The sequence below is a fragment of the Scleromatobacter humisilvae genome, assembly GCF_023231945.1.
Taxonomy (GTDB): domain Bacteria; phylum Pseudomonadota; class Gammaproteobacteria; order Burkholderiales; family Burkholderiaceae_C; genus Scleromatobacter; species Scleromatobacter humisilvae.
This window is the reverse complement of record NZ_JAJLJH010000015.1, coordinates 43,192-69,252: the sequence shown is the minus strand read 5'-3', so window position 1 is coordinate 69,252 and position 26,061 is coordinate 43,192. Positions and strand designations below refer to the sequence as shown.

The window sequence follows — 26,061 nt, the reverse complement described above, 5'->3', positions numbered from 1 at the left end:
GCGCTCGCCCCATGGCCACCGCCCCTCGCACCTCGAGCTCCCGCGCGCCCGCGCGCGCATCGCGCGTGACGCCCGCGAAGCGCGCGCGCCAGAAGCCGACGTCCGACGACGGCACGCCGCTCGCGCGCTACCGGGCCAAGCGGGACTTCACGATCACGTCCGAGCCTGGGCCGGTGCGCACCAAGCCGGGCAAGCAGCTGGCGTTCGTGATCCAGAAGCACGACGCGACGCGGCTGCACTACGACTTCCGGCTCGAGCTCGACGGCGTGCTGGTGTCCTGGGCCATTCCGAAGGGCCCGAGCTTCGATCCGAAGGAGAAGCGGCTGGCGGTGCACGTGGAGGATCACCCGGTCGCCTACGGCACGTTCGAGGGCACGATCCCGAAGGGCCAATACGGCGCGGGCACCGTGATCGTCTGGGACAACGGCACCTGGGAGCCGGTGGGCGACCCGCGCGCGGGACTGAAGGCCGGCAAGCTCGTGTTCAAGCTGCACGGCCAAAAGCTGGCCGGCCTGTGGGAACTGGTGAAGATCGCCAAGCCGGGCGAGCGCCAGGAGCCCTGGCTGCTGTTCAAGAAGCACGACGAGTGGGAACGGCCGCATGCCGACTACGACGTCGTCAATGCGCTCCCCGACAGCGTGGTCGCGCATCCGATGAAGCCGCTGGACGATGCGCCGGTGGCCGCGATCAAGCGCGCGGGGCGCACGGTCGCGGCCGTGCAGAAGGCCGCGGCGTCGCCGTTCGATCCGTCGACACTGGACGGCGCGCGCAAGGCCGCGCTGCCGGAGACGATGTCGCCGCAGCTCGCCACGCTGGCCAGGTCCGCGCCGACGCACGGCGACTGGCTCTACGAGATCAAGTTCGACGGCTATCGCCTGATGACACGCCTCGCGAAAGGCAAGGCGACGATCATCACGCGAGGCGGCCACGACTGGACGCACAAGATGCAGCCGCTCGCCGACGAGCTCGCGACGCTGGGCATCACGGGCGGCTGGCTCGACGGCGAGGCCGTCGTTCTCGACGCCGACGGCCTCCCGCACTTCAACCTGCTGCAGAACGCGCTCGATTCGAAGCGCAGCAGCGAGGCCATCGTCTACTACGTGTTCGACGCGCCGTTCATCAACGGCTACGACCTGCGCGCGGTGCCGCTGCATGCGCGCCGCGCGTTGCTCAAGCAGGTCATCGAGGCCCACGCCGGCGATCGCGTGCGCTTCAGCGACGACTTTCCCGCCGATGCCGCGCAGGTGCTCGAGACCGCCTGCAGCCTGCACCTGGAAGGCGTCATCGCCAAGCGCCGCGACGGCTTCTACACATCGTCGCGATCGACCGACTGGCTCAAGCTGAAGTGCCAGGCGCGCCAGGAGTTCGTCATCGGCGGCTTCAGCGACCGCAGCGACAACGCGAAGGCGGTCGGCGCGCTGATGCTGGGCTACTACGACGACCACGGCGTGCTGCAATACGCGGGCCGCGTAGGCACGGGCTGGAGTTCGTCGGACGCGGTCGACCTGCGCGCGAAGCTCGCCAAGCTCGTGTCGACGAAGTCGCCGTTCCCGCCCGGCACCACGCGGTCGACGCGCTGGTTGACACGTCCCGCGGCCGAGGATCACTGGGTCAGGCCGCAGCTCGTCGCCGAGGTCGCGTTTGCCGAGTGGACGCCGGACGGCAGCGTGCGACATGCGTCCTACCAGGGCTTGCGCGAGGACAAGGACGCGAAGTCCGTGACGCGCGAGAAGGCGAAGGCACCCCCGACATCGGAGAAGGCCGTGACCGCGAAGAAGAAGACGCTCGTCGAATCGATGAGCCACCCCGCGCCCGCGGTGAAGGCGTCGTCGAAGTCCGGCAATGCCGAGGTCGAGGGCGTGCGCATCACGCACCCCGAGCGCGTGATCGACGCCTCGACCGGCCACACCAAGCTGGACCTCGCGCGCTACTACGCGAGCATCGCGGAATTCATGCTGCCGCACCTGAAGTCGCGGCCGGTGTCGCTCGTGCGCGCGCCCGAGGGCGTCGGCGGCGAGCTGTTCTTCCAGAAGCATGCCGACGTCCGCACGATGCCGGGCATGAAGGACCTGCCCGACCTGTGGGAGGGCCACGGCGCACTGCTGGAGGTGCCGAGCGCGAAGGCGCTGGTCGCGGCCGCGCAGATGAACGTCATCGAGTTCCACACCTGGAACTCGGTCAAGCAGAAGGTGGACAAGCCCGATCGCATGATCTTCGACCTCGATCCCGGCGAGGGCGTGTCGTTCGCGACCGTGCGCGAAGGGACCGAACTGATGCGCGCACTGCTGGCCGAGCTGGGCCTGCAATGCTGGCTCAAGACCAGCGGCGGCAAGGGCCTGCACGTGGTGGTTCCGATGTCGGCGCGCCTCGACTACGACACGGTCAAGGACTTCTCGCAGCGCATCGTCCAGCACATGGCGGCCACGATCCCGCAGCGCTTCGTCGCCAAGAGCGGGCCGTCGAACCGCGTCGGCAAGATCTTCGTCGACTACCTGCGCAACGGCTTCAACGCGACGACCGCGGCCGCGTTCTCCGCGCGCGCGCGGCCGGGGCTGGGCGTGTCGATGCCGATCGCGTGGGACGAGCTGTCCGAGATGAAGAGCGGCGCGCACTGGACGATCTCGGATGCGCGCGACCGCTTGTCGTTCCAGAAGTCCGACCCGTGGGCCGACTACTGGCGCTGCAAGCAGACGATGACCGCCGCGATGAAGGCGCTGCAGTCGGCCGGTTAGGCAGAAGGCCCCGCCGCGGGCTTTTGCAGCGGGTCGCGTGCGAGCAGCGAGATGCCGCCTGCCGTCACGCCCAGCACCCATTCCTCGCCGCGGTAGTGCATCACGACCACGCGCTCGCGCGCACCCACCGGCAGCGCCCGCACGAAGCGCGGCGCGTCGACGGCCTGCGGCGCCAGCCGCCCCACCTGCAGGCGCTTGAGCACCCGCAGCCCGAGCCAGGCGAGCGCGAGGACGAAGACGAGCGCGACCAACATCGTCGCGACCGACGAGGCGAAGTTTTCCATGGGATCAGTCGGTTGAAGGCTGGCCAGGATAACGCGTCGCATCCTCGCCCGGCGCGCGCGCGAGGCGCTGGCGGCTGGCGGCGGGGGCGGCCTCGCCGCGGCGCTGGCGCTCGATCTCCTCGCGCACCTCGCGCGCCCACAGGATGACCTCGGCGACGATGTCGAACAGGTGGCGCGGCACCGTGGCGCCGATGTCGGTGCTGGCGAGCAGTTCGCGGGCGAGCGCGACGTTGCGCACGATGGGCACGCCCGCGTCCTCGGCCGCCTCGCGCATCGCGCGCGCGACCTCGTCCTCGCCCTTGGCGGAGACGGTCGGCACGCCGTGGTTCTCGTGGTCGTAGGCCAGCGCGATGGCGACGTGCGTCGGGTTGACGACCAGCACGTCGGCCTGGCGCGCCGCCTGCGCGGCATTGCGCTGCGACCACTCCTGGTGCGTCTGCTTTCGCTGCTGCTTGACGTAGGGATCGCCCTCATTCTGCTTGTGCTCGTCGCGGATGTCGCGCCGGCTCATGCGCATCTTCTTCATGAACGAGTGGCGTTGCCAGGCCGCGTCCAGCACGGCCACGCCCGCGAAGACCGCCACCGCCGCGCCGACCAGGCGGGCCGTCGCCTGCCACAGCGATTGCTCGAGACGCGGGGCGATGACCTGCGGACTTTCCTGGGCCAGCAAGACCAGGCCCGGCAGCGACGCACGCAGCACGATCCAGCCGATCGCCAGCAGGATGGCCGTCTTGGCCAGCGCCTTGACGACCTCGACGAGGTTGTCCATCGAGAACATCCGCTTGAGGCCTTCGGCCGGGTTCATCTTGTCGAGCGAGGGCTTCAGGCGCGACCAGGCCAGCACCGGGCCGACCTGCAGGAACTCGGCCAGCACGCCGACGAGCAGGACGGGCACCATGAACATCGCGGTCAGCAGCAACAGCGTCTGCACGGCCAGCCAGCCGCTGTTGCGCAGCGCTGTGACGAAGTCGCCGTCGAGGCCGCGCAGCACCGAGCCGATCAGCGCCTGCAAGCGTGCGCCAGCCAACGCGGCCGTGGCGCCGCCCAGCACGAGCCAGACCAGCAGCACGAGCGTGCTCGTCGCCTCCTTGCTCTTCCAGACCTGCCCTTCCTTGCGTGCATCGCGCAGCTTCTTCGGGGTGGGCTGCTCGGTCTTGTCGCCGCCGTCGTTCTTGTCTGCCATGGCGACATCTTCGCCGGACGAGAGGGCTGCGCTCCCCCTCACAGTTGTAGCAATGTATTACCTAGGGGGGTATCGCTCGAACAACGTTGTCGGCTCGATTCCTATGTTGAAGGAGCAAACACACGCATCCCCGAAAAGCGGTATTAATTCACGCTTACCGGCCGTTACAGCGTAACCGTCTCCGTCACGTTTCGGACACGAGGCGCGGCAAAGATGCGCTCGCTTCGACCTTTCCGGGAGAGGCCGTCGCCCGATCCGGGCGGCGACCAGGGAGTGAAAAAAATGAATCTGGCCCACGCAACGATGGGCTTGTGCCTGGCCGGCGTGGTGGTGTCGGCCAAGGCGGAGCTCGCGCCGAATTGCGCGAACGCCGCCCCCGGTGTCGCGCTCGCGTCGCCGGCCCTGCACGAGCCGAAGACGGCGGTCGCCTGCGATACCGGCAGCGGTATCGCGGCGGCGCGCGAGGCGGCGCAATTGCGGCTCTACGATGCGCCGCGCGATACGCGGGCCTCGCTCTCGTCGACGCCGCGCATGGACGCGGCCGACGTGGACTCGACGACGGCACGGCCGCTCAACGCGAGCCAGCGTCGCGTCCTCGCGCTGGCGCCCCGCGTTCTCGCCGTGGCCCATCGCTACGACATCGATCCGCTGCTGCTGCACGCCATCGCGCACGTCGAGTCGCGCCACAACCCGCAGGCGCGTTCGAACGCCGGCGCGCTGGGCGTGCTGCAGGTCATGCCCGCGACGGCACGCCGGTTCGGCGTCGAGGACGCGGCGGGCGCGCTCTACGACCCGGCTGTCAACCTGGAGGTGGGCGCCGCGTACCTCAAGACGCTGCAGGCCCGCTTCGGCAACGACCTCCAGCTGGTGCTCGCCGCCTACAACGCCGGCGAGGGCGCGGTCGAGCGCCACGGCCGCAGCGTGCCGCCATATGCCGAGACGCGCGCCTACGTGCGGCAAGTGCTCGCCGAGTACGCCGCGCTGCGCGCCGCGTTCGCGCAGGCCGCGCCGCAGGAGCCGCGATGAGCCTGGCGTCCTACTTCCGGTCCGCCGAGCGCCGCGACACCGGGCCGTTCGCCCGCTTCAGCGACCTGTTCCTCGTCGCCGGCATCGTCGCGATCATCGCGCTGATGGTGCTGCCGCTGCCGGCCTGGCTCATCGACGTGCTGGTGGCCGTCAACATCGCGATCGGGCTGACGCTGCTGCTGGTGTCGATCTACATCGCCACGCCGCTGGAGTTCGCCGTCTTCCCGAGCGTGCTGCTCATCACCACGCTGTTCCGGTTGTCGCTGGCGATCGCGACGACGCGCATGATCCTGCTGCACGCGCACGCGGGCCACATCATCGACACCTTCGGCAAGATGGTGGCCGGCGGCAACCTCGTCGTCGGGCTGGTGGTGTTCCTCATCATCACCGTGGTGCAGTTCATCGTCATCGCCAAGGGCGCCGAGCGCGTCGCCGAGGTCGCGGCGCGCTTCACGCTGGACGCGATGCCGGGCAAGCAGCTGTCGATCGACTCCGACCTGCGCTCGGGCCTGATCGACAAGGACGAGGCGCGCCGCAAGCGCCGCGAGCTGGAGCTCGAGAGCAAGCTGCACGGCAGCCTCGACGGCGCGATGAAGTTCGTCAAGGGCGACGCCATCGCGGGCATCGTCATCATCGCGATCAACCTGCTCGGCGGCCTCGCGGTGGGCGTGCTGCAGCAGGATCTCGACTTCGGCAGCGCGATGACGCGCTACTCGATCCTGACGATCGGCGACGGCATGGTCTCGCAGATCCCGGCGCTGCTGGCGGCGATGTCGGCGGGCCTGCTGGTCACGCGCACGACTGACGAGGCCGATGCCCATCTCGGCGACGCGATCCGTCGCCAGCTCGGCGCCAAGCCCCGCGTGATGCTGGTCACGGGCGCGCTGTGCCTGATGTTCGCGCTGGTGCCGGGTTTTCCGGGCGCGGTGTTCGTCGGACTCGGCGCGGCCATCGGACTGGCCGGGGCGCTCGGAACGCCGGTGCTGCGCGTGCGCCTGTCGCGGCTCGTGCGGCCGGCGATGGAGTCGCGCGGCGCCACGCCCGAGATCGAGGATCGCGTGCTCAGCACCGCGCCGACCGTGCTGCGCGCGGCGGTGCCGCTGCTGCTGCGGGTGCCCGCGGCCGCGCTGAGACACGAGGCCGGCCCCGCGCTGGTGCAGGCCTTGCAGGACGTGCAGGAGCATTACCAGCTGCAGCTGGGCCTGCCGTTGCCGCGCATCAGCGTCCACGGCCAGCCCGCCGCGGCGCAGGCCGCTGGCGGCGACGCGCTCGCCACCGCCGGCGAGTGGCAGCTCTTCGCCTACGAGGTGCCGATCGCCCAGGGCGCGTGGACGCATGCATCGGACGTTGCCGACGCCGTGCGCGAGTCGCTGCGCCGCCACGCCGCGCTGTTCTTCGGCATCCAGGAGACGAGCGCGATGCTCGCGCGCGCCGGCGGCGAGATCCCCGACGTCGTCAAGGAAGTGCTGCGCGCGCTGCCGATGCAGCGGCTGTCGGACATCCTGCGCCGGCTGGTCGAGGAAGAGGTGCCGATCCGCCAGCTGCGCGACGTGCTGGAGACGCTCGCCGACATCGGCCAGCGCGAGAAGGACGTGCACACGCTGACCGAGTTCGCGCGCATCGCGCTCAAGCGCCAGATCAGCCATCGCCACGCGCCCGAGGGCCGGCTGCGCGCGCTGATGCTCGCGCCCGAGCTCGAGACGATGCTGCGCGAGAGCATCCGCGTCTCCGGCGGCGTGCACCAGCTCGCGCTCGATCCGCAGGCCGCGCAAGGCATCGTCCAGGGCTTCGTGCAGGCGATCGCGCAGCACGGCCCCGACGCCATCGTCACGCCCGTCGACCTGCGCCGCCACGTGCGCAAGCTCGTCGAGGCCGACGCGTTCGACACGCCCGTGCTGTCCTACCAGGAACTCGTTCCGACGCTCAAGCTCGAGCTGCTCGACCACGTCGGCCAGCCGCCCCGCCCGCTGCTCCAAGCCGCCTGACCGCCCCTGCCCGAAAAGCGACCGATGCATCTCCTGTCTCGCCTGTTCCATCCGCAGCCGCTGTCCGCGCTGTTGTTCGCCGTCTCGCTGCTCGCCTGCGGCGGCGCGCTGGCCGCCGCCGTCCCGATCGCCAGCGACGCGCCGCTGTCGCTGACCGCGCGCGAGCAGCCGATCCAGGCCTTCCTGCAGGACTTCTTCGGCCGGCTCGACCTGCCCGTCGACGTCAGCCCCAACGTGCACGGCCAGGTCAGCGGCAGCTTCAACGCGCCGCCGGCGAAGATCCTGCGCGACATCTCGCGCTCGTTCGGACTGCTGACGTATTACGACGGCGTCGTCGTGCACGTGTACGCGGCCAGCGAGATCGCCACGCGTGCGCTGACGACCACGCCGACACTGTCGGAGCGCGTGCGGCGCTCGGTGCAGGAGGCCCGCCTCGTCGACATCCACAACACCTTGCGCGCGACGCCCGACGGCAGCCTGATCGCCATCGGCACGCCGCGCTTCGTCGAGCAGGTGGAGGACCTGTACCACGTGGCGCAGGCCGCCAACCTCGCGCAGCCGCCGCTGGGCTTCAAGGTGTTCTACCTGCGCTACGCGTGGGCGCAGGACGTGACGATGGAGTTCGGCGGCAACAAGGTGCAGGTGCCCGGCGTGGCGAGCATCCTGCGTTCGCTGGTGACCAACAAGTCGCGCCAGGGCGCGCTCGAGTCCGACGCGCGCACCACCGTGCCCAAGCTGCGCGGCCAGGGCCTGGCGCGCAACGCGGCAAGCGACCGCCTTGGCACGCTCGGCGCGCCCAACGCCGGCACGCGCAGCCCGGACAACGGCGTCGCCCAGGCGCTCGCCGCCGTCTATGCGAACGCGCCGGGCGCCGCGTCCATCGACGACGGCGGCGCGCCGCCCGCGGCCGCGACGATGGATCCCGGCCAGGCGCGCATCGAGGTCGACCAGCGCCTCAACGCGGTCATCGTGCGTGACCTGCCCGAGCGCATGGCGCAGTACCAGGAGCTGGTGACGGCGCTCGACGTCGAGCCGCAGTCGCTCGAGATCGAGGCGACCATCGTCGACATCGACACCACCAAGGCGCAGAAGCTGGGCATCAACTGGCGCTTCAACGGCAACGGCAGCAACTCGATCCTGTTCGGCAAGGGCGACAGCTCCGACACGCTGCTGCAGCCCGGCGTCAACATCACGCCCATCGGCGAGGGCGGCTTCGTCTCGGCGGTGCTGGGCGACGCCGGCAAGTTCATCGCGCGCATCAACGCGCTGCAGAGTGACGGCGCGGCGCGCGTCGTGTCGAGCCCGCAGGTGGTCACGCTGTCCAACGTCGAGGCGGTGTTCGACAACAGCCAGACCTTCTACGTGCGCGTCAACGGCTACCAGGACGTCGACCTGTTCAACGTCACCGCCGGCACCAACCTGCGCGTGACGCCGCACGTGTTCAAGGACGACGGCCAGGTGCGCATCAAGCTGCTGGTCAGGATCGAGGATGGCTCGCTGACGACGCAGACGGTGGACAACCTGCCGGTGGTCGAGCGCTCGTCGGTCAACACGCAGGCGCTGATCCAGGAAGGCCAGAGCCTGCTGATCGGCGGGATGATGCGCCAGTCCACCAGCAACGACGTCGACAAGGTGCCCTTCCTCGGCGACATCCCGCTGATCGGCAACCTGTTCAAGACGCGCAACGAGAACAACGAGCACATCGAGCGCCTGTTCCTGATCTCGCCGCGGCTCGCGCCGAGCCACTCCACGCTCGCGTCGGCCGCGGTGGGCGCCCGACTGATCGACACGCCGCGCGGCTTCGCCCCGGCCAGCGAGAACGAGCCGGCGCCCATGCCCGTGCCCGCCGTCTCGACCGGCGCGATCACGCCCTTGCCGGCGCCGCCCGGCTCGCAAGGAGGTCCGCAATGAACGCCCGCGCGGAGCCCTTCATCGCCGACGCCGACGCGCCCTCGGCCACGGCGCTGGAGCTGCGCGTGCTCGATGGCGAGCAGCGCGGCGCGCATGCGCCCGTCGCCTGGCACAGCTTCGAGATCGGCGGCCTGCACGCCGGTGCCTGCTCCGAGGTGCAGCTGCGCGACGCCACGATCGCCTCGACGCGCGTGCGCGTCACGCCGCGCGGCACCGCGCCGGCCCGGCTCGAAGTGCTCGCGGGAGAGGTGCGGATCGGCACGCAGCAGCTGACCGCGGGGAGCGCCACCGACTGGCGGCTCTATACGCCACTGCGACTCGGCGCGACCGTGCTCGCGCTGGGCGAGGCCGACAACGCCGACTGGCGGCTTCCGGCCGATGCGCCGCCGCAGGGGCCCGGCAACGACGCCGGCGCGCAGCCGTCGCCGAACCCGCCGTCGCGGCGTCCGGCGCATGGCCTCGAACGCGGGCTGGCCTTCGGCGGCGCGGTGCTCGCGGCCGTGGCGGCGCTGTTGCTGGTCATGACGCACCTGCTGTCCGCGCCGGTGGGCGCGGCCATCGACCGCCGCGCGGCCGTCGCGCACGTGCTCGCGAGCCAGCCGCAGTGGCGCGACCTGCATGTCGATGCCGGCGCCACCGGCGTCATGGTGCACGGCGAACTCGCGACGGACGCGCAGCGCGACGCGTTGCAGCAGCAACTCGCCAAGGCCGGACTCGGGGAGGTGCCGGTCGACGTCGTCACCGGCGAGCGCCTCGTCGATGCAGTCGCCGACGTCTTCCGCGTGCAGGGCGTGACCGCGCGCGCCGAGTACGGCGGCGCGGGCCACGTGCTGGTGCACGCGCACGAGGCCGACGCCGGCGCCGTCGATCGCGCCGCCGCGACCGCGCGGCGCGACGTCGTGGGCCTGCGCGAGCTCGCCGTGAGCAACGAGCCGAGCGCCCCGCCGCCGCAGAACACGCCGGTCGCCGACGACCCGGGCAAGCGCGTCGCGGCAATCGTGCCGGGCGACAGCGCCTACGTCGTCACCGCCGACGGCACCCGCTACTTCATCGGCGCGCTGCTGCCGACGGGCCATCGTGTCAAGGCCATCGAGGCGCATCGCGTCGTCCTGACGCGCGACGGCCGCCAGAGCCAGCTCGATTTCTGATCCTCTCCCCCACCCACCAACGCAAGGAGCACCCCATGAGCACGACCACGATCAATCCGCTGTCCATGATGGCCACCGCCCCGCTGACCACCAGCACGCCGGCGTCGGACAGCTCGTCCACCTCGGGCGACTGGTTCGACGCGATGGCGCAGGCCTGGAGCAAGTCGCTGGACGACGAGGCCAACACGATCTCGACCATGTCGAACTCGATCGGCGACGGCAACGACGACCCCAAGGCCATCACGATGCTGACCGCCGAGTCGCTGCGCATGGGCTATCTGTCCGACAGCTCGCACACGTCGCTGAGCTCGGTGGGCAGCGCGCTCGACACGATGGCGCGCAAGCAGTAAGCCGTCGCGGCCGGTGGCGCGCGCCGCCGGCCTCTCATGGAAACGCCGGCGCCGCTGCGCGCCGGCGCGACGAGGACCCGAAGATGGCCATCGAAATCTCCGCCGCCGCGCTGCACGCGGCGATGCCGCCCGCGATGCACGGCGCCGACCTGCAGGCCGGCTACGGCGTCTCGCTGACCGACCTGTCCGGCTTCCAGGACGCGCTGCGCACCGCGCAGGCGCGCGGCGGCCAGGGCGAGCTGGCGTCGCACGCCGACAACCGCATCAACCCGGCGGTGCAGGCGCTGTTCCAGCCGCTCGAGCACATCAACGGCGAGGCCGGCGCGCTGCGAGCGCAAGCCTCGGCCGCGATGCAGGCCGGCAAGGACCTGTCGCCCGGCGACATGGTCTCGCTGACCGTGCGCTGCCAGGAGTTCATGTTCCATTGCGAGCTGACCTCCAACATGGCCAACCGCGCGTCGGACGGCCTGCAGCAGCTGTTCCGTCAACAGAGCTGACACCATGCGCCGATTCATCGCCCTCGCCCGTGCGGCGCTGCTGCCGTTCGCGGCGTCCCTGCTGCTGACCGCCTGCGGCACGCAGGATCTCTACGCCCAGCTCGACGAGCAGCAGGCCAACGAGATGGTCGCCGTGCTGCGCAACGCCGGCCTCGACGCCGACAAGGAGGCGCGCGAAGGCGCGAACTTCGCCGTCGTCGCGCCGCCGTCCGAGTTCGCGCGCGCGATCACCGTGCTGCGCGCCAACGGCTATCCGCGCGACAGCTTCGACAGCATCGGCCACGTGTTCAAGAAGGACGGTTTCGTGTCGTCGCCGATCGAGGAGCACGCGCGCCTGACGCACGCGCTGTCGCAGGAGATCGCCAACACGCTGTCGCACATCGACGGCGTGATCGTCGCGCGGGTGCAGCTCGCGCTGCCCGACAAGGATCCGCTCGCCGACAAGCCGATGCCCGCCGCGGCCGCGGTGTTCATCAAGCATCGCGCGGGGGTCGACCTGTCCGGCAGCGTCGGCCAGATCAAGGCGCTGGTCGTCAACAGCGTCGAAGGGCTGCCCTACGACAACGTGACGGTGGCGCTGTTTCCGGCACAGGACTGGCCCGAGGCCGGCGCCGCGCACGCGCCGGCCGGCACGCCGCTGGACGTGGTGCTGGCGTTGCTGGCGGCCGTCGGCGCCACCGGGCTGCTCGCCGGCGGCGGGCTGTGGCTGTGGCGGCGCCGTCAGGCCGCGACGGCGCGCGCCGCCGGTGCCCGCATCACGACGCTGGAGGTGGCCCCGTGAGCGCGACCTTCCCCGCGATGCACGACATGCGCACGCGCCGCGCCCATCGCGCCGCGGTGGCGCGCACGTTGCTCGACGGCCCGCTGGCGTCCGCGCCCGAGGCGGTGGCCGTGGAATGGCGCCAGCTCGGCGAACTGCCCGACTGGTGCCTGTGGCCGGCCGACGCGCGCCTGCGCCTGGTCCGCGTGACGGGCGCCCTGTTCGCGGCGCCCGGCATGCGGCTGTGGATCGACGGCCGCCGCATCGAGATCGCGCGCACGCTGATCGGCACGGCGACGCTCGCCCGCGTGATGGCCTGTCCCGCGCTGCCGATCCAGGCGCCCGCCGTGCCGCCGTCCGGCGACCTGCAGCGCCTGTTCGACGGCTCCGGCCGCGCGGTGCTGCTGGGCAGCCTGGGCGCGGCGTGGATGCGCGGCGTCGCCGGCCCATTGCTGCCGGCCGCCGAAGCGCGCGCCACGTTGTGTCCGCTCGCGATCGCGCGTCCGCTCGTCGGCCAGGCGCTGGCGCTGGTCGCCGAAATTCCGGTGGAGGCCGCGTGAGCTACGTCGCGCTGTTCGTCACCGGGGACGTCAACGTCGCCACCGCTCGCCGCGTGTTGCCGGCCGGCGAACTGCGCGCGCTGGCCGACGGGCGCGAGCTGCTCGCGGCCCTGCTGGCCAGGCGCGAGGCCGACGGCGTGCGACTGGCCGTCGCAGAGGACCGCGCCCGCGACGCCGGCTACGCCGAAGGCCTCGCCGCCGGCCGCCGCGCCGCGCGCGACGAGTTCGCCAAGGAGCAAGCCGATATCGCCGCTACCGCGCAGCGCGAACGCGTCGCGCTGCGCCGGCAGGCCGAGGCCTCCGTCGCGATGCTGGCCATCGAGGTCGTGCGCAAGCTGGCGGGCGAGCTCGACGCCGCCGAGCTCGTCGCCGCCATCGCACGCCAGGCGGTGCGGCAGCTGGTCGACGACGAGCCGGTGACGCTGGTCGTCCATCCCGCGGCGGCCGAGCGCGTGCGAGAGCGCGCCGCCGCCGGCTCGCACGGTCTCGCGATCTCGGTGCAGGAGGACGCCGCCCTGGCGCCGCTCGACTGCCGCCTCGTCACGCGCTCCGGCACCACGCTCGCCGGCCTGGACACGCAGCTGCGCCGGCTCGAGTCGGCCTGGGACGCGCTGGAGGCGCGATGAACGGCCCGCTCGACCACCAGCTCGTGCATGCGCTGCGGCGCACGCGCACGGTCACGCAGCGCGGCCGCATCGTGCAGGCTTTCGGCACGCTGCTGCGCGCGAGCGGCGTGCACGCACGCATCGGCCAGCAGTGCCGCATCGTCGACGCCAACGCGCCCGACGGCGCCGCGGAGGCGATCCTGGCCGAGGTGGTCGGCTTCAGCGACGGCCACGCGCTCCTGGTGCCGCTGTCGTCGCTGCAGGGCATGGCGCTCGACGCCGAGGTCGAGGTGCTGGGCGCCTCGTCCGAGCTGCCGTTCGGCGACGCGCTGCTGGGGCGTGTGGTCGACTGCTTCGGCCGTCCGCTCGATGGCCGTCCGCTGCCGCCGCTGGCGGCACGCGTGCCGATCTACGCGGACGCGCCGGATCCGCTCGCGCGACTGCCGATCGACCGACCCTTGGCGACCGGCGTGCGCGCCGTCGACAGCGTGCTGACCGTGGGCCGCGGCCAGCGGGTCGGCGTCTTCGCGATGGCCGGCGGCGGCAAGTCGACGCTGCTGGGCATGCTGGCGCGCCAGGCCTGCGCCGCGCGCGAGCCCGCGGCCGCCGGCGCGGCGCGGCGCGTCAACGTCGTCGCGCTGATCGGCGAACGCGGGCGCGAGGTGCGCGAATTCATCGACGACAGCCTCGGGCCGGAGGGGCTGGCGCGCTCGGTGGTCGTGGTGTCGACCTCCGACCGTCCGGCGATGGAGCGCGTGCGCGCCGCGCATGCGGCCACGGCGATCGCGGAGGGCTTCCGCGCGCGCGGCGACGAGGTCGTGCTGCTGATGGATTCCGTCACGCGCTTCGCGCGCGCGCTGCGCGAGATCGGCCTGGCCATCGGCGAGCCAGCGGTGCGGCGCGGCTTTCCGCCGTCGGTGTTCGCGGAGCTGCCGCGGCTGTTCGAACGCGCCGGCAACGACGCCCGCGGCTCGATCACCGGCTTCTACACGGTGCTGGTCGAGGACGAGGACGGCAGCGATCCGGTCGGCGAGGAGGTGCGCTCCATCCTCGACGGCCACTTCGTGCTCTCGCGCAAGCTGGCGCAGGCGCAGCACTATCCCGCGATCGACGCGCTGGCCAGCGTCAGCCGCGTGTTCTCGCGCGTGGCCTCGCCCGAACATCGGCAGGCCGCCGGCCGCGCCCGCGAGCTGATGGCGCGCCATGCGGAGATCGAGTTCCTGCTGCGCGTGGGCGAGTACAAGGCGGGCAGCGACGCCCTCGCCGACGAGGCCATTGCCAAGCAGGCAGCGATCCGGGCGCTGCTGTGCCAGCCGCCCGACGAATCCAGCCCGTTCGACGAGGCGCTGCGGCGCCTGCAGGCAGTCGCCACATGACGCGCGAGCCCGAGGTCCGCGAACTCGCGCAGCTGCTTCGCCTGCGCACCCTGCGCGCCGCTGCGGCGGCACGCGACTGCGTGCGCTGCGCGCGCGAGGTCGACGACGCCGAGGCCGCGCTGGCCCGCCGCGACGCGCGCATCGCGCACTGGCAGGCAGAGCGGGCCGAGCTCGCACGTTTCATCGTCGGCGAGGGTGCGCGTGAGCTCGCGCGCTTCGTGCCGTCGACGATGGCGCGCCGCGCGCATCTCGTCGAGCAGCACGAACGCGATCTCGACGCCCGCCTGGACGACCAACGCGCACTGGACCAGGCACGCGCGAATCTCGCCGCGGCCCAGGCGCGCCGCGCGCGCGAGCGGGCGCGCGAGGACGAGACACGGCAGATGCTGCGGCAGGCCGCCAGCTCGGCCGTCCTGCGTCACGAGATGGTGGACGCGGCAGAACCCGCGATACGCGTCGGCAGGGTGGCCTGGTCATGAGGCCGGTCGACGCCTCGGCCTCGCACCGCATCGCCGCGCGCGACGCGACCAGCGACGATGGCGCGCACGTCGCAACGCAGTTCGGCGACAGCCTGCGCGCGGCCGCGCAGCGGGCGAACGCAGCGGTCGACGAATCGCCCGACAAGCCGCCCTCCCCGCGCCCGGGAAATTCCCGCGGCGACTCGACGAACGAGGAGTCCGCGGCGGCCCATGCGATGCCCGTCGCGGGCAAGCCAGTCGCAACGCCGCCGCGCGCCGCGACGTCCGCGAGCGAGGGACAGCAGCAGGCCCAGCCACGCGAGTCGCGCGCGCCGACGACGCGGGCCGAAGTCGCGCAAGCACCCGCGGATGCCGAGGACACGCGCCACGCGCGGCCCCGCCCGCGCCCTTCGGCCCACGATCACGTCTTGCAGCGCGACTCCCGCCGCCACACCGACAAGCGCTTGCCGGAAGGCGTTGCGCTGCAAACCCTTCTTGCAGCCGCCAACCCGCTGCTCGCGGGCGTCGACGACACGGCCGCCGCTTCGACGCCATCCGCATTGACTCCCCACGACGTCGCCGCCAGCGTGACGCAGGCCTGGCTGCGCGAACCCTCGACGCAGGACGTCGCCGGCATCGACCGCGGCGCACAGTGGACCTTCACGCTCGGCGATCCGCTGACGCCGCTGGCCGCGCTTCGCATCAGCGGCGACGCGTCCGCGGGCTGGGGACTGCAGCTGACCGCCGGCAACGGCCTGCCCGCGCGCGACCTGGCCGCCTACACCGAACGCCTGCGCCGGCGCCTGCGCGCGCGCGGCCAGGCCGTCGACCGCCTCGAGGTCGACGACGACCCGCAGAGATGAACCCATGACCCTTGCCTCCACTCCTGTCCTGGCGCCGGTCGCGGCGCGGCCCGCGGCCTGGCTGCGGACGCGCCGGCTCCGCCTGCGCGAATTCGTCGTGCAGGACCGCCCGCAACTCGTGCAGATGCACGCCGACGCGCGCATGCGCGCCCTGCTGATCGACGACCACCCGCTGCACCGGCACGACGTCTGCGAGCATTTCCTGCGCCGGCTTCAGCCGCTGTATCGAGCCCATGAAGGCCTGGGCATCTGGCACGCCGAACGCTCCGTGCGCCGCTTCAGCGACGCCGAACTGGCGGCTCCGGCAATGCGCGAGGCGCTGACCCCCGCCGCGCTGGCCGCGCTCGCACAGCCGGTCGACGAGTTCGTCGGCTGGTTCAACCTGATGCCCATGCCGGGGCGCGACGGCGAGATCGAGCTCGGCGCCCGACTGCTGCCGCGCGCCTGGGGTGTTGGACTGTCCGACGAGGGCGGCGAGGCGCTGCTGCAGCACGCATTCGAGACGCTGGGGCGCGAGCGCGTCTGGGCCGTCTGCCATGTCCGCCACGAGGCGGTGCGCAGCTGCGTGCTGGCGCTCGGCTTCATGGACGCCGGCGTGCTGCCCTACGAGGGCGAACCGGCGCGCCACTACCTCATCACGCGCGCCGACTGGCTGGCCTCGCAGGCCCTGCCGCGCCGCGCGCGCCTGCGCCGCGCGATCGCCGGGATGCGCAACGCGGCGGCGGTCGCATGAGCGCCGTGCTGGTCGACGAACGGACGAACCCGGCCGAACAGGCCCTGGCCGCGTTCGGCGACGCCGCGCTGCTGATCGACACGGTCGACAACTGGCTGCCGTGGTGCACGCCGTCGGCGGCCGCGCTGATTGCGCCGTTGCGCGTCGGCGCGCCGCTGGCCGCGCTGTGCGAACGGCTGGACGGCCTCGCGCTGCTGCTGGCCGCGCCCGGCGAGGCGCGCGCGCTCGTGCAGGTCGACGGCCGCGGCTTCGAGGCGACGCTCGCGCCCGCGGCCGGCGGCCGGCGCGCGTTGCGCCTGGTCGACGCCGGCGCGCGCGACCAGGCCGTGCAGCGCCATCTCGAGGATCGCGAGCAGCTGCTGTTCACGTCGCGCGTGGTCTCGATCGGCGAGATGGCCACCACCCTCGCGCACGAACTCAACCAGCCGATCGGCGCCATCGTCAACCTGCTGCGCGGCGTGCAGATGCGCCTCGCGCGCGAGGACGCCGCGCCCGGCGACGACATCCGCCAGGCGCTCGGTCGCGCCACCGACCAGGCGCTGTTCGCGGCCCGCATCATCACGCGCATCCGCGAGTACACGCATTCGCGCCAGCCCAAGCGCGTGCGCTTCGACCTCATGCGGACGCTGCGCGCCAGCATGCAGCTGCTCGATTGGGAGATCGCGCGGGACAACGTGCAGCTCGAGCTGTCGGCGCCGACGGGCGACGGATGCATCGTCGTCGGCGACGAGACGATGCTGCAGCAGGTCTTCGTCAACCTCGTGCGCAACGCGCTCGACGCGATGCGCGGCCTGCCGGCGGGCGCGCCTCGCGTCCTCGGCGCGCACGTGCAGCCCGGCGCCGCGCAGGTGGAGGTGGCCATCACCGACACCGGCTGCGGCGTGTCCGACGACGCGCAGGCGCGCCTGTTCGTCCCGTTCGTGTCGACCAAGCCGAGCGGCATGGGCATCGGCCTCAACATCTGCCGCAGCTTCGTCGAGCTGCACCAGGGACGGCTCTGGTTCAGCCGTCGCGAACCCGCGGGATGCGCCTTCCACGTCGCGCTGCCGCTGGCCGTCCAACGACCGCAAGGAGAACCCGCATGAGCACCAGCCACACCTTGTTCATCGTCGACGACAACGCCGAGTTCCGCGAGTCCTGCGCCTGGTGGCTGACCGGGCTCGGCTACGACGTCCGCGCCCTCGACGGTGCGCCGCCCGCACTGCAGGCGCTGCGCGCGTGGCACGCCGAGCGCATCGCCGTGCCCGAGACCGACGGCCGCCAGGCCTGCCTGCTGCTGGACTTCCGCATGCCGCAGATGTCCGGCCTGGACCTGCACGACGCGCTCACCGCCGAAGGCATCGTGCTGCCGGTGATCTACATGACCGGCCACGGCGACGTCCCGCTGGCGGTGCAGGCGATGCAGCGCGGCGCGGTCACGTTCCTCGAGAAGCCGTTCGAGGAAGCGGCGCTGGAGGCGGCCCTCGCGCTGGCCTTCGCGCGCGGGGCCGAGGTGCAGCGGCGCGCCGTCGTGCAGTCGGACGACGAGGAGAAGGTCCAGGCCTTCCGGCGCCGCATGGGCGCGCTGTCGCCGCGCGAGCGCGAGGTGCTGGCCGGCGTGATGGCCGGCAAGATCAACAAATCGATCGCGCGCGACCTGGGCCTGAGCGTCAAGACAGTGGACCTGCACCGCGCGAACCTGATGGACAAGATGCAGGCCACGTCGCTGGTGCACCTCGTGCGCATGGTCACCAGCGGCTGCGTGCACTGAAGGAATCCGCCGCATGACGCAGCTCGCCTCCGACATCGACGCCGCCGCCCGCCCGGCCGCGGCCGTCTCCTTCATCGCGCCGACGCGTCACGGCGCGCTGCGTCTCGCCCTGCACCGCGCCGCCGCCTGGCCGCCGCGCGCCGCCGCCAGCCTGCGCGCCGCTGCCCTGCTGGCGGACGCCGAGTCCCTGCTGCAGTGGCTCGAGGACTGGCTGGGCGAACCCCTGGATCCGTCGCCTTGCGAGACGCCGGCGTCGCTCGACACGCCCGTCGCCAGACTGCACTGGCGCTGGGGCGAGCTCGCCGCGACGGTGGAGCTCCCGTGGCCGGCCCTCCTCGCGTGTCGGCCGGCGCCGGAGCTGGCCGGCTTCTGGCGCGACGCGGTGCGTTGGGACGAACTCCCGCTGCAGCTGGTGCTCGCGCAGGACGTCCTGGCCGACGACGAGCGGCAGGCCCTGCAGCAGCCTGGCGCGGGCTGGCTGTTGCGCGAGTCCTTCGGCGCCGACGGCCAATGGCCGTGCGAGTTGCGGCTGCAGTGCGGCGACGAGGTCCAGGCCTGGCCGGCGCAGTGGCAACCCGATCGAGGCCGGCTCGCCTGGAGCGACGCCGCACCGCTGCAGCATCTCGCGCGCGCCGACGCCACGCTGGCCGTGCTGGCCAGGCCGCTGCGGCTGACGCCGCCCGCGCTGCTGGGATGGCACGGCGAGACCGCCTGCGCCTGTGGCGTCGACCAGCCGGTCTCGCTGCTGACCGCGCCCCGCCACGGCCGCCGCGCGCTGGCCGCGCAGCTGGTGCCGATCGGCTTGCGCCTGCCTGGCGCCGGGGCCGACATCCCCGGCATCGCGTCGCCGCCACTGCACGCCGGCTGGGTCCTGCGCGTCGAAGCGGACTGACGACGGCCGACTAGGTCGATTCCCAGCTGGTAACCGACCCAGCTTACCGAGCGCGACAGAAACCTCTTCAATAGCGCATCGGTTCGCAAGGGGTGCAACCGGTATCGATTCAAACCAGCTCAGGGAGATGAGAGGATGACCACCAGCATCACGGCCGCGCCCGCGGCCCCGACGGACGCCAGCGCGTCCGGCAACCTGTTCCTGAACTCGCCGATCACGAATCCCAGCCACGCCAGCACGACGATGCAGAGCGGCCAGGCGGTGTTCGAGAACGACGACTACAAGATCACGGCCGACGACAACAACACCGTCACCATCACGAACAAGCACACCGGTGCCGTCTACCAGGCCTCGGGCGACCCGCACGTGTCGGTCAACGGCCAGCACGCCTTCGACTTCTGGGGCACGACCACGTTCAACCTCGACGACGGCACCAAGGTCACCATCCAGACCACGCCGTATGCCGCCAATCCGAACGCCGACCTGTCGTCCAAGGTGACGATCACCAACGGCAGCTACGGCGTGCAGATCACGGGCGTCGACAGCAACACGCACGGCGACCTCGCGATCCACGAGGAAGCCGGCTGGGGCCATACGATGGACTGGGCGGTCTCCGACGGCAACGAGATCAGCGAGAACGCGACCGGCAACGGCTTCGTCGCCGTGGATGCGCAAGGCGGCACGCATGCGGTCGACCAGAACTGGATCAACGCGACCGACGTGCTGAAGAACCCGTCGCTGGCGCAGTCCGGCCCGGCCACGGGCAACCCGCAGCAGCAGATCGCCACTGCCTACAAGGAAGCCTTCCGCGTCCTGGATGGCCTGATCAACATCGTCTTCCGCGGCCAGTATCAGGGCAACAACGGCGGCACCGGCGGTGGCCATGCGCATCCTGATCACGGCGGCAACACCGTCACGCCGATCCGCTTCGAGCCCTGGCTCGGCGGCAGCGTCTTCGCGCGCGCCGACCTCAACGTCAACGTGAACGTCTCGCTGAAGCTGGGCCGCCTGTTCGCCTGAGCTCGCCCGCCCCGCCCGTCGCCGGCACCGGGCAGTCGCCCCGGTGCCGGCGGCGCTCATTTGCCTGAACCAGGAGACGAGCGCGATGCTCTCGGAACTCGAATCGGCCGGCGCCTCGTCGGTCGCCACGTCCCTCGCCGCCGGCGGCGACGAGCCCGTCGCCTCGGCACAGGCCCAGCTGGCGGGCGTGCGCAACCAGTCGCTGGAACCGGCCCAACGCGCCCTCGAAGGCTTTCGCATCGCCGCCTCGACGGCCGCCCCGTCTGCGCACGCGCAAGCGCGCGCGGTCGACGATGCGGGCACCAATGCGCGCACGGCCATGCAGCGCGGCGACCTGTCGCCCGCCCAGTCGCATCAGGTGCAGCAGGCGCTCGAGCAGCTGGGCAACGCGCTGGTCGACGGCAAGCTGTCCCCGAGCCTCGACGCCTCGCTTCGCGACAACCTCTACGACCTGGCCACGGCCGACGCCGGAGGCCCCCGGTTCGACGGCGCGCTCGCCCAGATGACGCGGGCGGCCCAGGGGCTCGAGCCAGGCGCCGCAACACACTCCGCGCCGTTGCCGCCGCCGCGCACGTCGTCCGTCGCGCGCGACGACAGCGGCAAGGCGCTGCCCCCGCTCTGCTCGACGTTCGACTTCGGCCACGGGGACGCGAAGACCACCAGCGCCCAATACCTGCTGGCGTTGCAGGCGCGCACCGCCAGCACCGGCGCCATCGCCCCGCAGGACCTGGCGAAATCGAAGACGATCCTGTTCCAGGACTACGGCTATCCGATGGCCGGAACGCGCCTGGCGAGCGACCAGCTCTCGGCCCTGTCGGCCAGCGCCCGCGTCGGCAGTCCGGGCACGGCGGACTACGCGGCGCGCGTCGCGCATCGCGACGCGGTGCGCGAGCACGCCAAGGCCTCGCTGCGCGGCAATCTCGACGACACGAACGTCACGCCCGACTATCTCGCCAGCATGAAGGACTTCGCCGGCAGCACGCCCGAGCGGCGCGCCGCGCGATTCGACTTCTATTCGAAGATCGAGGTGACGAGCCGGGCCGGCGCTCGCGCGGTGGACGTCACGCGGGGCGATCGCACCATCAAGGTCTCGTTCGCGCCCGACGTCTCCGGATGGGCCAACGCCGCCGGCGTGCCGACGGCCGACGCGCTGCGCAAGACCGATTTCGCCGTCTACGAGAAGGCCATCGATGCGGCCTTCGCCACGCCGGGCATGACCGGGTTCACCATCAACGGCGCCTGGCGTCCGGCGCCCTCGGACGTCACCGCGATGGGCATGACCCCCAGCTCGCACAACGAAGGCTCGCTGCACATCACGAGCTGGGCCGTCGACATCAACGCCATCACCTACGCCGATGCGCAGGGCCAGAAGTGGACCTACGACATCAACAACGCGCCCGAGGACGGCACGGCGGCCTACCAGCGGGTTCCCGACTCTCATCCGAGTCGCTACGAGACGACGACCGATCGCGACAACGCGGTCTACCAGGCCTTCTACGACAACTTCTACGCGCAGAAGGGCACCGAACGCGAACTGTTCGATCCCTGGCAGATGTGGGCCGACCACGGCACCTATGCCGGCCATCCGGACAACTCGCCGACGGTGTTGTCCATCTCGAACAACGACTTCCTGCATCACAATCACCTGCACCTGGCTATCAAGCCGCCGCCCTCCCACTGACCATGCATCGTCGAGACATCGTCGCAAGCCTTGCAGCCCTCGCCGCGACGCTGGTCGCGACTCGTGCCGGCGCGGCCAGCTACTACGCGACGGCGCCGCTTCGATTGCATGCGACCCCGGCCGAGGACTCGTCCGTCGATCCCGCGGTCGTTCCCATCGGCACGCTGGTGGACGATGCGGCTCCAGTCGTGACGCGCGACGCCTGGGTCCGCGTGCACTGGCGCAGCGACGGGGCGGATCACGAAGGCTGGATCCCGCGCAAACTGCTTGCCGGAGCCAGCGACTTCAGGAAGGTCACGTCCTGCTGGCCCGTGCAGCGTTCCGCCGCGACCGCGGGCGAGGCGCCCTGGGACGTCGACTTCTCGGCGGACGGCTCGGCGACGATGCAGTCGGAGAATGGCGGGCCGTCGATCCCCGGGCACGTCTATCGAGCGGGCAACATCGTGTTCGTGCGGGCGTCGCGCAAGGTGCCGGACTCGGTCAGCATCTTCGGCGCCGAGGCCTGGGGACTGGGCTTCGTCTTCGACGACAGGACGTCGCAGTTGCAGGCGCTCGACTACGACTCGAAGACGATCCTGCGACCGGCGGCGCTGCCCGCGAAGTGCCAGGCGCCGCGGGCCGCGAGCGCGGCGTCCGGCTCGTAGGCGCGCCGGGCAGGCCCACCCGCCGCACGACGACTGGAACAGCAGCCGCCGGCGAGTTGCCGCGCGATACACATAGGGGTATGCATGCGGCATGCCCGGCGGGAAGCGCGGCAGTCGACTCGCGAGCTGGGAGCCTTCCCAGCCCCTCGCCCCGAGCGCCAGTGCCGCTAGGTCGATTCCCACCTGGGAACCGACCCAGCTTACGAAAGGCGGGCACAAGGCGTTCAATCCATTCCGTCGAACGAACCGAACCCAGCTGCGACGCAGCAGGTCGGCCAGGCGGCAAGCAAGGGTGGTGTCGGATCGGGATGCGGCAACGCGATCCCGCAACCGAGGCGACAGGGAGGAACCTGGAGCGCGCCGCTGAAACAGTCATCGAAACCGACGTCGCGACGACGTCAAACCAGGAGATCGAAATGTCCGGAGCATTGAGCAGCGTTATGGGTGGCAGCGGCGGTGGCAGCCTGCTGGGCGACATCGGCGGCATCATCGGCGGCGCCGAGTTCGGCCCGATCGGCGCGATGGTCGGCCAGGCCTTGGGCAACATGCTCCAGCAAGCCATCCAGGGCGCGATGAGCCAGGCCACGTCCCAGCTGCAACAGCAAGGCATGCCTTCCTACGTGGCCAACATGGTCAACGACCAGACCGCCGCGCAGACCGCGCAGAACACCGATTCGAGCGTGCCCGCCGACATCCAGCAACAGACGCAGGATCAATACGGCGCGCAGATGCAGGACCTGCAGAACCAGCTCGGCAGCTTCATCGTGGGCTCCGCGCTTCAACACCACAAGGCGGAAGGCCAGAGCGGCAAGAGCGGCGGCTGGCTCGAGGCGATCGCTGCGGCGATGGGCGAAGTGCTCGGTCAGCAGGCCTCGGACCTGGTGTCGCTGTCGAACAAGATGTCCAGCGAAGTGCAGACGCCGAGCACCCAGGGCACGTCGACCGGCGCCGCTGCGGGCGGCGCGGGCGGCTCCAACGCTGCCGTCGGCACCAACTCCAACAACGGCGATGCGAAGGCCTTCAACAAGGACATGGCCGACTTCCAGGCCCTGAGCCAGCAATACAGCATCCTGCAGAACACCTTCACCACGGCGATCAAGAGCCTGGGAGACGCGCTGTCCGGCATGGCTCGCAAGAACTGACCGGCTCCGTTCAGACCACAGGGCACCGCGAGGCGCCCTCTCCGGCAAGCGCCCAGCGGGCGTCTTGCCAATTTTCATTGTGAGAACGACATGATGATTGCGCCTTTCGAACACCACCGACCCAGGGCCGCACTGGCTCCATTGCTGCTGACGCTCGCGCTGGCGGCCTGCGGTGGCGGCGGCTCCGACACTGCCGCCCCACAAAGCGGAACGGGAACGGGAACGGGAACGGGAACGGGAACGGGAACGGGTACCGGTACCGGTACCGGAACGGGGCCCGGCGGTGGCGGTGCCGCCGATCTGCAGGGCATCCTGATCGGAAATCCGTTTCCGGGCGGGTCCACCTACGACGAGGCCGAACTGGATCTTTCGGGCGACACGCTGGGTTCGTTGCCTCGCAGCGCACACTCCCTGTCCACGAACGCGCAACCCGACTCCTGGACCGCCAACGCTTCGGCCGGCACGACGTCGGACCTCGTGCGCGTCGACTGGGTGGGAGATGTCGATTTCTTCGATCGCAAGACGCTCGAGCACACGGGCGGCTTCTCCCTGGCGGGGATTCCAGACACGAACCTCCCCTCGTTCTGGAGCGAGGTCAAGGTGTCGCCGGACGCCCGATACGTCCTGGCGTACTGGAAAGCGGACTACCACCAGTCCGACGCCGTGCTCGCCGTGTTCGATCGGCAGGGCAACGTCGTCCAGCAAGGCTCGCCCGTGGACTACGACGTGCAGTCCTACTGGCATGCCTTCGACTGGCTGCCCGATGGCCAATATGTCTTCCTCGCCGACAGCACGCTCGTCACGGCGACGGTCGGCCAGACGGTCGCGCAGACGAAGACCGTCAGCCTGCCCGCGGGCGTCGGGAGCCGTGGATCGGAATTGAGCGTCAGTCCCGACGGCGGGAGTTTTGCGCTCAAGCTGGGTGTCAACCTGCAGGACGCCCAAGGAGACCAGGTGGGACGCGGGCTGCTGTTCATCTCGGACAGCGCCATGACCACCTTCCGGCAACTCACGACGCTCGGCCAGCGGGCACAGGCCGACGACGGTGCGGTCGGCCATTCGACGCCGCGCTGGTCGCCGGACGGACGATTCATCGCGTTCTCGATCGCCTTCCCGGGCGCTTCATTCGGCTTCACTGCACCCGGTTGCCCGGAGGTCGTCGTGCTGCCGTCCGCAAGCCAGGCCGTGGCGATCGACGATCTCTCCGATCCGGACAGCGAGCAATTCGTGCGATCGAACCCACGCGTCGGCACCAGTGCCGAAGTCCGCTACTGTTATGCGAACATGTCCTGGATCGCAAAACCTTGACGGGTCGACGCCAGTCGAGGCCAACTTCGACGAGGAACAGCTTGGGAATCCGGATACCAACTCGACTTCAGCGGCACGCCGGCCTTGCGATCTGCGTCGTGGCCGCGTCCGCTGTCGCAGGCCAGCCGCCAGGCAACGGCGCCGTGCTGCTGGGCGTCGCGCACCAGTACAACAACGACTGGGCCATCGTCGACCTGCGCAACGGCGCCACCAAGCTGCTGCCGTACAGCGCCACGACGTCGCATGGTCGCGGATGGGACGCCTGGACGGCCACCACGTCGACGCGAGAGCTCGTGCGCGTCAGCAGCCGCGGCGCCGTCGACTTCCTGGATCGCGACAGCTTGCAGAGACATGCCGGCTTCTCGCTGGCCGACCTCCCCGGAACGCACGCGCCGGAGATCTTCGGCGCAGTGCGCGTGTCGCCCGACGGTCGATACCTGCTGGCGTACTGGAAGGCGAGTTCGCGCCAGGACCAACCCGAGATCGTGGTGTTCGACCGCCAGGGCCACATCGTCCAGAACGGCTCGCCGTTCCGTTACGACGTGATGCGCAATCGGTACGCGATCGACTGGCTGCCGGATTCCCGCCGCTACGTCTACCTGGCCGGCAACAACATCGTCGTCCGGGAGATCGGATCGGACAAGGTGCTGCACTTGCCGCTGCAGTTGCCGCGCAACGTCGGCACCGGGATGGCCAGCATCGCGGTCAGCCCGGACGGAACGCGCATGGCGATGACGCTCGCGGCCGACCTCAGAAACGGAAAGGGCGGCGTGAGTCCGTACAACCTGCTGTTCGTCTCGGCGCTCGACGGCTCCGGCCTGCGGCCATTGAGCCGGCCGTCCGACCGCGTCCTGAGCCAGGCCATCAGCATGGGACACGGAAGCCCGAGCTGGTCCGCCGACGGGCGCTCGCTGATCTTCACGCAGCGGGACGCCGTTCCCTATGGCGCCCTGACCTCCGTGAGCCCCTGCACGAAGGTCATGGTCCTGCCGGTGGACAGTGCCACTCGCGCCATCGACGGCGCCAACGATCCGCCGGACATCGTGCTGCGCGCCGGCAATGCACCCGTCATCTCGTGCGAAACGGTGCAGTGGCTGGCGCCTTGAACCGCTTGGCGCAAGGGGCACTGCTGTGGGCCTCCATCGCGGCCATC

25 protein-coding genes are annotated in these 26,061 nt (G+C 71.2%); 23 read left to right on the top strand and 2 right to left on the bottom strand.

All coding sequences use genetic code 11. From position 1 onward, the window contains the following. Window positions 1-11: 11 nt before the first annotated feature. Window positions 12-2,732 (top strand): DNA ligase D, encoded by a 2,721-nt coding sequence (gene ligD, locus LPC04_RS27785; protein WP_275685589.1) that lies wholly within the window; start codon window positions 12-14, stop codon window positions 2,730-2,732. Here the strand turns inward: ligD and LPC04_RS27780 are convergent. Together LPC04_RS27780 and sctU are read right to left on the bottom strand one after the other, a co-directional pair. Next, entirely contained in the window at window positions 2,729-3,016 is a 288-nt protein-coding gene (locus tag LPC04_RS27780) for a FliO/MopB family protein (protein ID WP_275685588.1), read from the bottom strand. The two genes, ligD and LPC04_RS27780, sit on opposite strands and share 4 nt — an antisense overlap. A 4-nt stretch (window positions 3,017-3,020) precedes the next feature. Then, window positions 3,021-4,199 carry a type III secretion system export apparatus subunit SctU gene (sctU, locus tag LPC04_RS27775; RefSeq protein WP_275685587.1) on the bottom strand — a complete coding sequence of 393 codons (1,179 nt, stop codon included), beginning with the start codon at window positions 4,197-4,199 and terminating at the stop codon, window positions 3,021-3,023. A gap of 282 nt (window positions 4,200-4,481) precedes the next feature. Here sctU and LPC04_RS27770 point away from each other — a divergent pair, with 282 nt between their 5' ends. From LPC04_RS27770 to LPC04_RS27665, 22 genes are all read left to right on the top strand, one after another. Further along, window positions 4,482-5,225 carry a lytic transglycosylase domain-containing protein gene (locus LPC04_RS27770; protein WP_275685586.1) on the top strand — a complete coding sequence of 248 codons (744 nt, stop codon included), beginning with the start codon at window positions 4,482-4,484 and terminating at the stop codon, window positions 5,223-5,225. Beyond that, window positions 5,222-7,210, top strand: a complete 1,989-nt coding sequence (locus tag LPC04_RS27765) for a flagellar biosynthesis protein FlhA (RefSeq protein ID WP_275685585.1) — start codon at window positions 5,222-5,224, stop codon at window positions 7,208-7,210. The genes LPC04_RS27770 and LPC04_RS27765 overlap by 4 nt, the downstream gene beginning before the upstream one ends. Window positions 7,211-7,234: 24 nt before the next feature. After that, the gene (gene sctC, locus LPC04_RS27760; protein ID WP_275685584.1) at window positions 7,235-9,121 is read left to right on the top strand and encodes a type III secretion system outer membrane ring subunit SctC; all 1,887 of its coding nucleotides are present in this window, start codon (window positions 7,235-7,237) and stop codon (window positions 9,119-9,121) included. Continuing rightward, window positions 9,118-10,269 carry a SctD/MshK family protein gene (locus LPC04_RS27755; RefSeq protein WP_275685583.1) on the top strand — a complete coding sequence of 384 codons (1,152 nt, stop codon included), beginning with the start codon at window positions 9,118-9,120 and terminating at the stop codon, window positions 10,267-10,269. Before sctC ends, LPC04_RS27755 begins: the two co-directional genes overlap by 4 nt. A gap of 35 nt (window positions 10,270-10,304) precedes the next feature. Next, entirely contained in the window at window positions 10,305-10,619 is a 315-nt protein-coding gene (locus LPC04_RS27750) for a hypothetical protein (protein ID WP_275685582.1), read from the top strand. Between the two features lie 83 nt (window positions 10,620-10,702). After that, a complete protein-coding gene (locus tag LPC04_RS27745; RefSeq protein WP_275685581.1) occupies window positions 10,703-11,116 on the top strand; it encodes a hypothetical protein in 414 nt (137 codons plus the stop codon). A 4-nt stretch (window positions 11,117-11,120) separates the two neighbouring features. Next, window positions 11,121-11,897, top strand: a complete 777-nt coding sequence (sctJ, locus tag LPC04_RS27740; protein WP_275685580.1) for a type III secretion system inner membrane ring lipoprotein SctJ — start codon at window positions 11,121-11,123, stop codon at window positions 11,895-11,897. Then, window positions 11,894-12,436: a hypothetical protein gene (locus LPC04_RS27735; RefSeq protein ID WP_275685579.1), complete on the top strand. Its 543-nt coding sequence runs from the start codon at window positions 11,894-11,896 to the stop codon at window positions 12,434-12,436. Before sctJ ends, LPC04_RS27735 begins: the two co-directional genes overlap by 4 nt. Then, the gene (locus tag LPC04_RS27730) at window positions 12,433-13,062 is read left to right on the top strand and encodes a FliH/SctL family protein (RefSeq protein ID WP_275685578.1); all 630 of its coding nucleotides are present in this window, start codon (window positions 12,433-12,435) and stop codon (window positions 13,060-13,062) included. Before LPC04_RS27735 ends, LPC04_RS27730 begins: the two co-directional genes overlap by 4 nt. Continuing rightward, window positions 13,059-14,417 carry a FliI/YscN family ATPase gene (locus tag LPC04_RS27725; RefSeq protein WP_275685577.1) on the top strand — a complete coding sequence of 453 codons (1,359 nt, stop codon included), beginning with the start codon at window positions 13,059-13,061 and terminating at the stop codon, window positions 14,415-14,417. Before LPC04_RS27730 ends, LPC04_RS27725 begins: the two co-directional genes overlap by 4 nt. Continuing rightward, a complete protein-coding gene (locus LPC04_RS27720) occupies window positions 14,414-14,896 on the top strand; it encodes a hypothetical protein (RefSeq protein ID WP_275685576.1) in 483 nt (160 codons plus the stop codon). Before LPC04_RS27725 ends, LPC04_RS27720 begins: the two co-directional genes overlap by 4 nt. Continuing rightward, window positions 14,893-15,738 carry a hypothetical protein gene (locus LPC04_RS27715; RefSeq protein ID WP_275685575.1) on the top strand — a complete coding sequence of 282 codons (846 nt, stop codon included), beginning with the start codon at window positions 14,893-14,895 and terminating at the stop codon, window positions 15,736-15,738. The genes LPC04_RS27720 and LPC04_RS27715 overlap by 4 nt, the downstream gene beginning before the upstream one ends. 4 nt (window positions 15,739-15,742) lie before the next feature. After that, a complete protein-coding gene (locus tag LPC04_RS27710; RefSeq protein ID WP_275685574.1) occupies window positions 15,743-16,471 on the top strand; it encodes a GNAT family N-acetyltransferase in 729 nt (242 codons plus the stop codon). Continuing rightward, on the top strand, window positions 16,468-17,556 hold the full coding sequence (locus LPC04_RS27705; RefSeq protein ID WP_275685573.1) for a sensor histidine kinase: 1,089 nt from the start codon (window positions 16,468-16,470) through the stop codon (window positions 17,554-17,556). The genes LPC04_RS27710 and LPC04_RS27705 overlap by 4 nt, the downstream gene beginning before the upstream one ends. Continuing rightward, the gene (locus LPC04_RS27700; RefSeq protein ID WP_275685572.1) at window positions 17,553-18,221 is read left to right on the top strand and encodes a response regulator transcription factor; all 669 of its coding nucleotides are present in this window, start codon (window positions 17,553-17,555) and stop codon (window positions 18,219-18,221) included. The genes LPC04_RS27705 and LPC04_RS27700 overlap by 4 nt, the downstream gene beginning before the upstream one ends. Window positions 18,222-18,234: 13 nt before the next feature. After that, on the top strand, window positions 18,235-19,113 hold the full coding sequence (locus LPC04_RS27695) for a hypothetical protein (protein WP_275685571.1): 879 nt from the start codon (window positions 18,235-18,237) through the stop codon (window positions 19,111-19,113). Between the two features lie 135 nt (window positions 19,114-19,248). Continuing rightward, the gene (locus LPC04_RS27690) at window positions 19,249-20,133 is read left to right on the top strand and encodes a DUF1521 domain-containing protein (protein ID WP_275685570.1); all 885 of its coding nucleotides are present in this window, start codon (window positions 19,249-19,251) and stop codon (window positions 20,131-20,133) included. 85 nt (window positions 20,134-20,218) lie between these two features. Further along, a complete protein-coding gene (locus LPC04_RS27685) occupies window positions 20,219-21,814 on the top strand; it encodes a hypothetical protein (protein WP_275685569.1) in 1,596 nt (531 codons plus the stop codon). 2 nt (window positions 21,815-21,816) lie between these two features. Further along, the gene (locus tag LPC04_RS27680) at window positions 21,817-22,458 is read left to right on the top strand and encodes a hypothetical protein (protein ID WP_275685568.1); all 642 of its coding nucleotides are present in this window, start codon (window positions 21,817-21,819) and stop codon (window positions 22,456-22,458) included. A gap of 416 nt (window positions 22,459-22,874) precedes the next feature. Then, window positions 22,875-23,600: a hypothetical protein gene (locus LPC04_RS27675; RefSeq protein ID WP_275685567.1), complete on the top strand. Its 726-nt coding sequence runs from the start codon at window positions 22,875-22,877 to the stop codon at window positions 23,598-23,600. Between the two features lie 90 nt (window positions 23,601-23,690). Further along, complete coding sequence (locus LPC04_RS27670; protein ID WP_275685566.1) at window positions 23,691-24,908, top strand: lactonase family protein; 1,218 nt, start codon at window positions 23,691-23,693, stop codon at window positions 24,906-24,908. A gap of 98 nt (window positions 24,909-25,006) precedes the next feature. Beyond that, window positions 25,007-26,014 carry a TolB family protein gene (locus LPC04_RS27665; protein WP_275685565.1) on the top strand — a complete coding sequence of 336 codons (1,008 nt, stop codon included), beginning with the start codon at window positions 25,007-25,009 and terminating at the stop codon, window positions 26,012-26,014. Window positions 26,015-26,061 lie beyond the last annotated feature (47 nt).

Excerpts from the sequence above, each read along its gene's own strand:
- LPC04_RS27685 (WP_275685569.1), top strand. The coding sequence starts at position 20,219 with ATGCTCTCGGAACTCGAATCGGCCGGCGCCTCGTCGGTCGCCACGTCC.
- LPC04_RS27780 (WP_275685588.1), bottom strand. The coding sequence starts at position 3,016 with ATGGAAAACTTCGCCTCGTCGGTCGCGACGATGTTGGTCGCGCTCGTC.
- LPC04_RS27680 (WP_275685568.1), top strand. The coding sequence starts at position 21,817 with ATGCATCGTCGAGACATCGTCGCAAGCCTTGCAGCCCTCGCCGCGACG.
- ligD (WP_275685589.1), top strand. The coding sequence starts at position 12 with ATGGCCACCGCCCCTCGCACCTCGAGCTCCCGCGCGCCCGCGCGCGCA.
- LPC04_RS27715 (WP_275685575.1), top strand. The coding sequence starts at position 14,893 with ATGAGGCCGGTCGACGCCTCGGCCTCGCACCGCATCGCCGCGCGCGAC.
- LPC04_RS27745 (WP_275685581.1), top strand. The coding sequence starts at position 10,703 with ATGGCCATCGAAATCTCCGCCGCCGCGCTGCACGCGGCGATGCCGCCC.
- LPC04_RS27700 (WP_275685572.1), top strand. The coding sequence starts at position 17,553 with ATGAGCACCAGCCACACCTTGTTCATCGTCGACGACAACGCCGAGTTC.
- LPC04_RS27755 (WP_275685583.1), top strand. The coding sequence starts at position 9,118 with ATGAACGCCCGCGCGGAGCCCTTCATCGCCGACGCCGACGCGCCCTCG.
- LPC04_RS27675 (WP_275685567.1), top strand. The coding sequence starts at position 22,875 with ATGTCCGGAGCATTGAGCAGCGTTATGGGTGGCAGCGGCGGTGGCAGC.
- LPC04_RS27705 (WP_275685573.1), top strand. The coding sequence starts at position 16,468 with ATGAGCGCCGTGCTGGTCGACGAACGGACGAACCCGGCCGAACAGGCC.
- LPC04_RS27690 (WP_275685570.1), top strand. The coding sequence starts at position 19,249 with ATGACCACCAGCATCACGGCCGCGCCCGCGGCCCCGACGGACGCCAGC.
- LPC04_RS27710 (WP_275685574.1), top strand. The coding sequence starts at position 15,743 with ATGACCCTTGCCTCCACTCCTGTCCTGGCGCCGGTCGCGGCGCGGCCC.
- LPC04_RS27695 (WP_275685571.1), top strand. The coding sequence starts at position 18,235 with ATGACGCAGCTCGCCTCCGACATCGACGCCGCCGCCCGCCCGGCCGCG.
- LPC04_RS27725 (WP_275685577.1), top strand. The coding sequence starts at position 13,059 with ATGAACGGCCCGCTCGACCACCAGCTCGTGCATGCGCTGCGGCGCACG.
- sctJ (WP_275685580.1), top strand. The coding sequence starts at position 11,121 with ATGCGCCGATTCATCGCCCTCGCCCGTGCGGCGCTGCTGCCGTTCGCG.
- sctU (WP_275685587.1), bottom strand. The coding sequence starts at position 4,199 with ATGGCAGACAAGAACGACGGCGGCGACAAGACCGAGCAGCCCACCCCG.
- LPC04_RS27765 (WP_275685585.1), top strand. The coding sequence starts at position 5,222 with ATGAGCCTGGCGTCCTACTTCCGGTCCGCCGAGCGCCGCGACACCGGG.
- sctC (WP_275685584.1), top strand. The coding sequence starts at position 7,235 with ATGCATCTCCTGTCTCGCCTGTTCCATCCGCAGCCGCTGTCCGCGCTG.
- LPC04_RS27750 (WP_275685582.1), top strand. The coding sequence starts at position 10,305 with ATGAGCACGACCACGATCAATCCGCTGTCCATGATGGCCACCGCCCCG.
- LPC04_RS27770 (WP_275685586.1), top strand. The coding sequence starts at position 4,482 with ATGAATCTGGCCCACGCAACGATGGGCTTGTGCCTGGCCGGCGTGGTG.
- LPC04_RS27670 (WP_275685566.1), top strand. The coding sequence starts at position 23,691 with ATGATGATTGCGCCTTTCGAACACCACCGACCCAGGGCCGCACTGGCT.
- LPC04_RS27720 (WP_275685576.1), top strand. The coding sequence starts at position 14,414 with ATGACGCGCGAGCCCGAGGTCCGCGAACTCGCGCAGCTGCTTCGCCTG.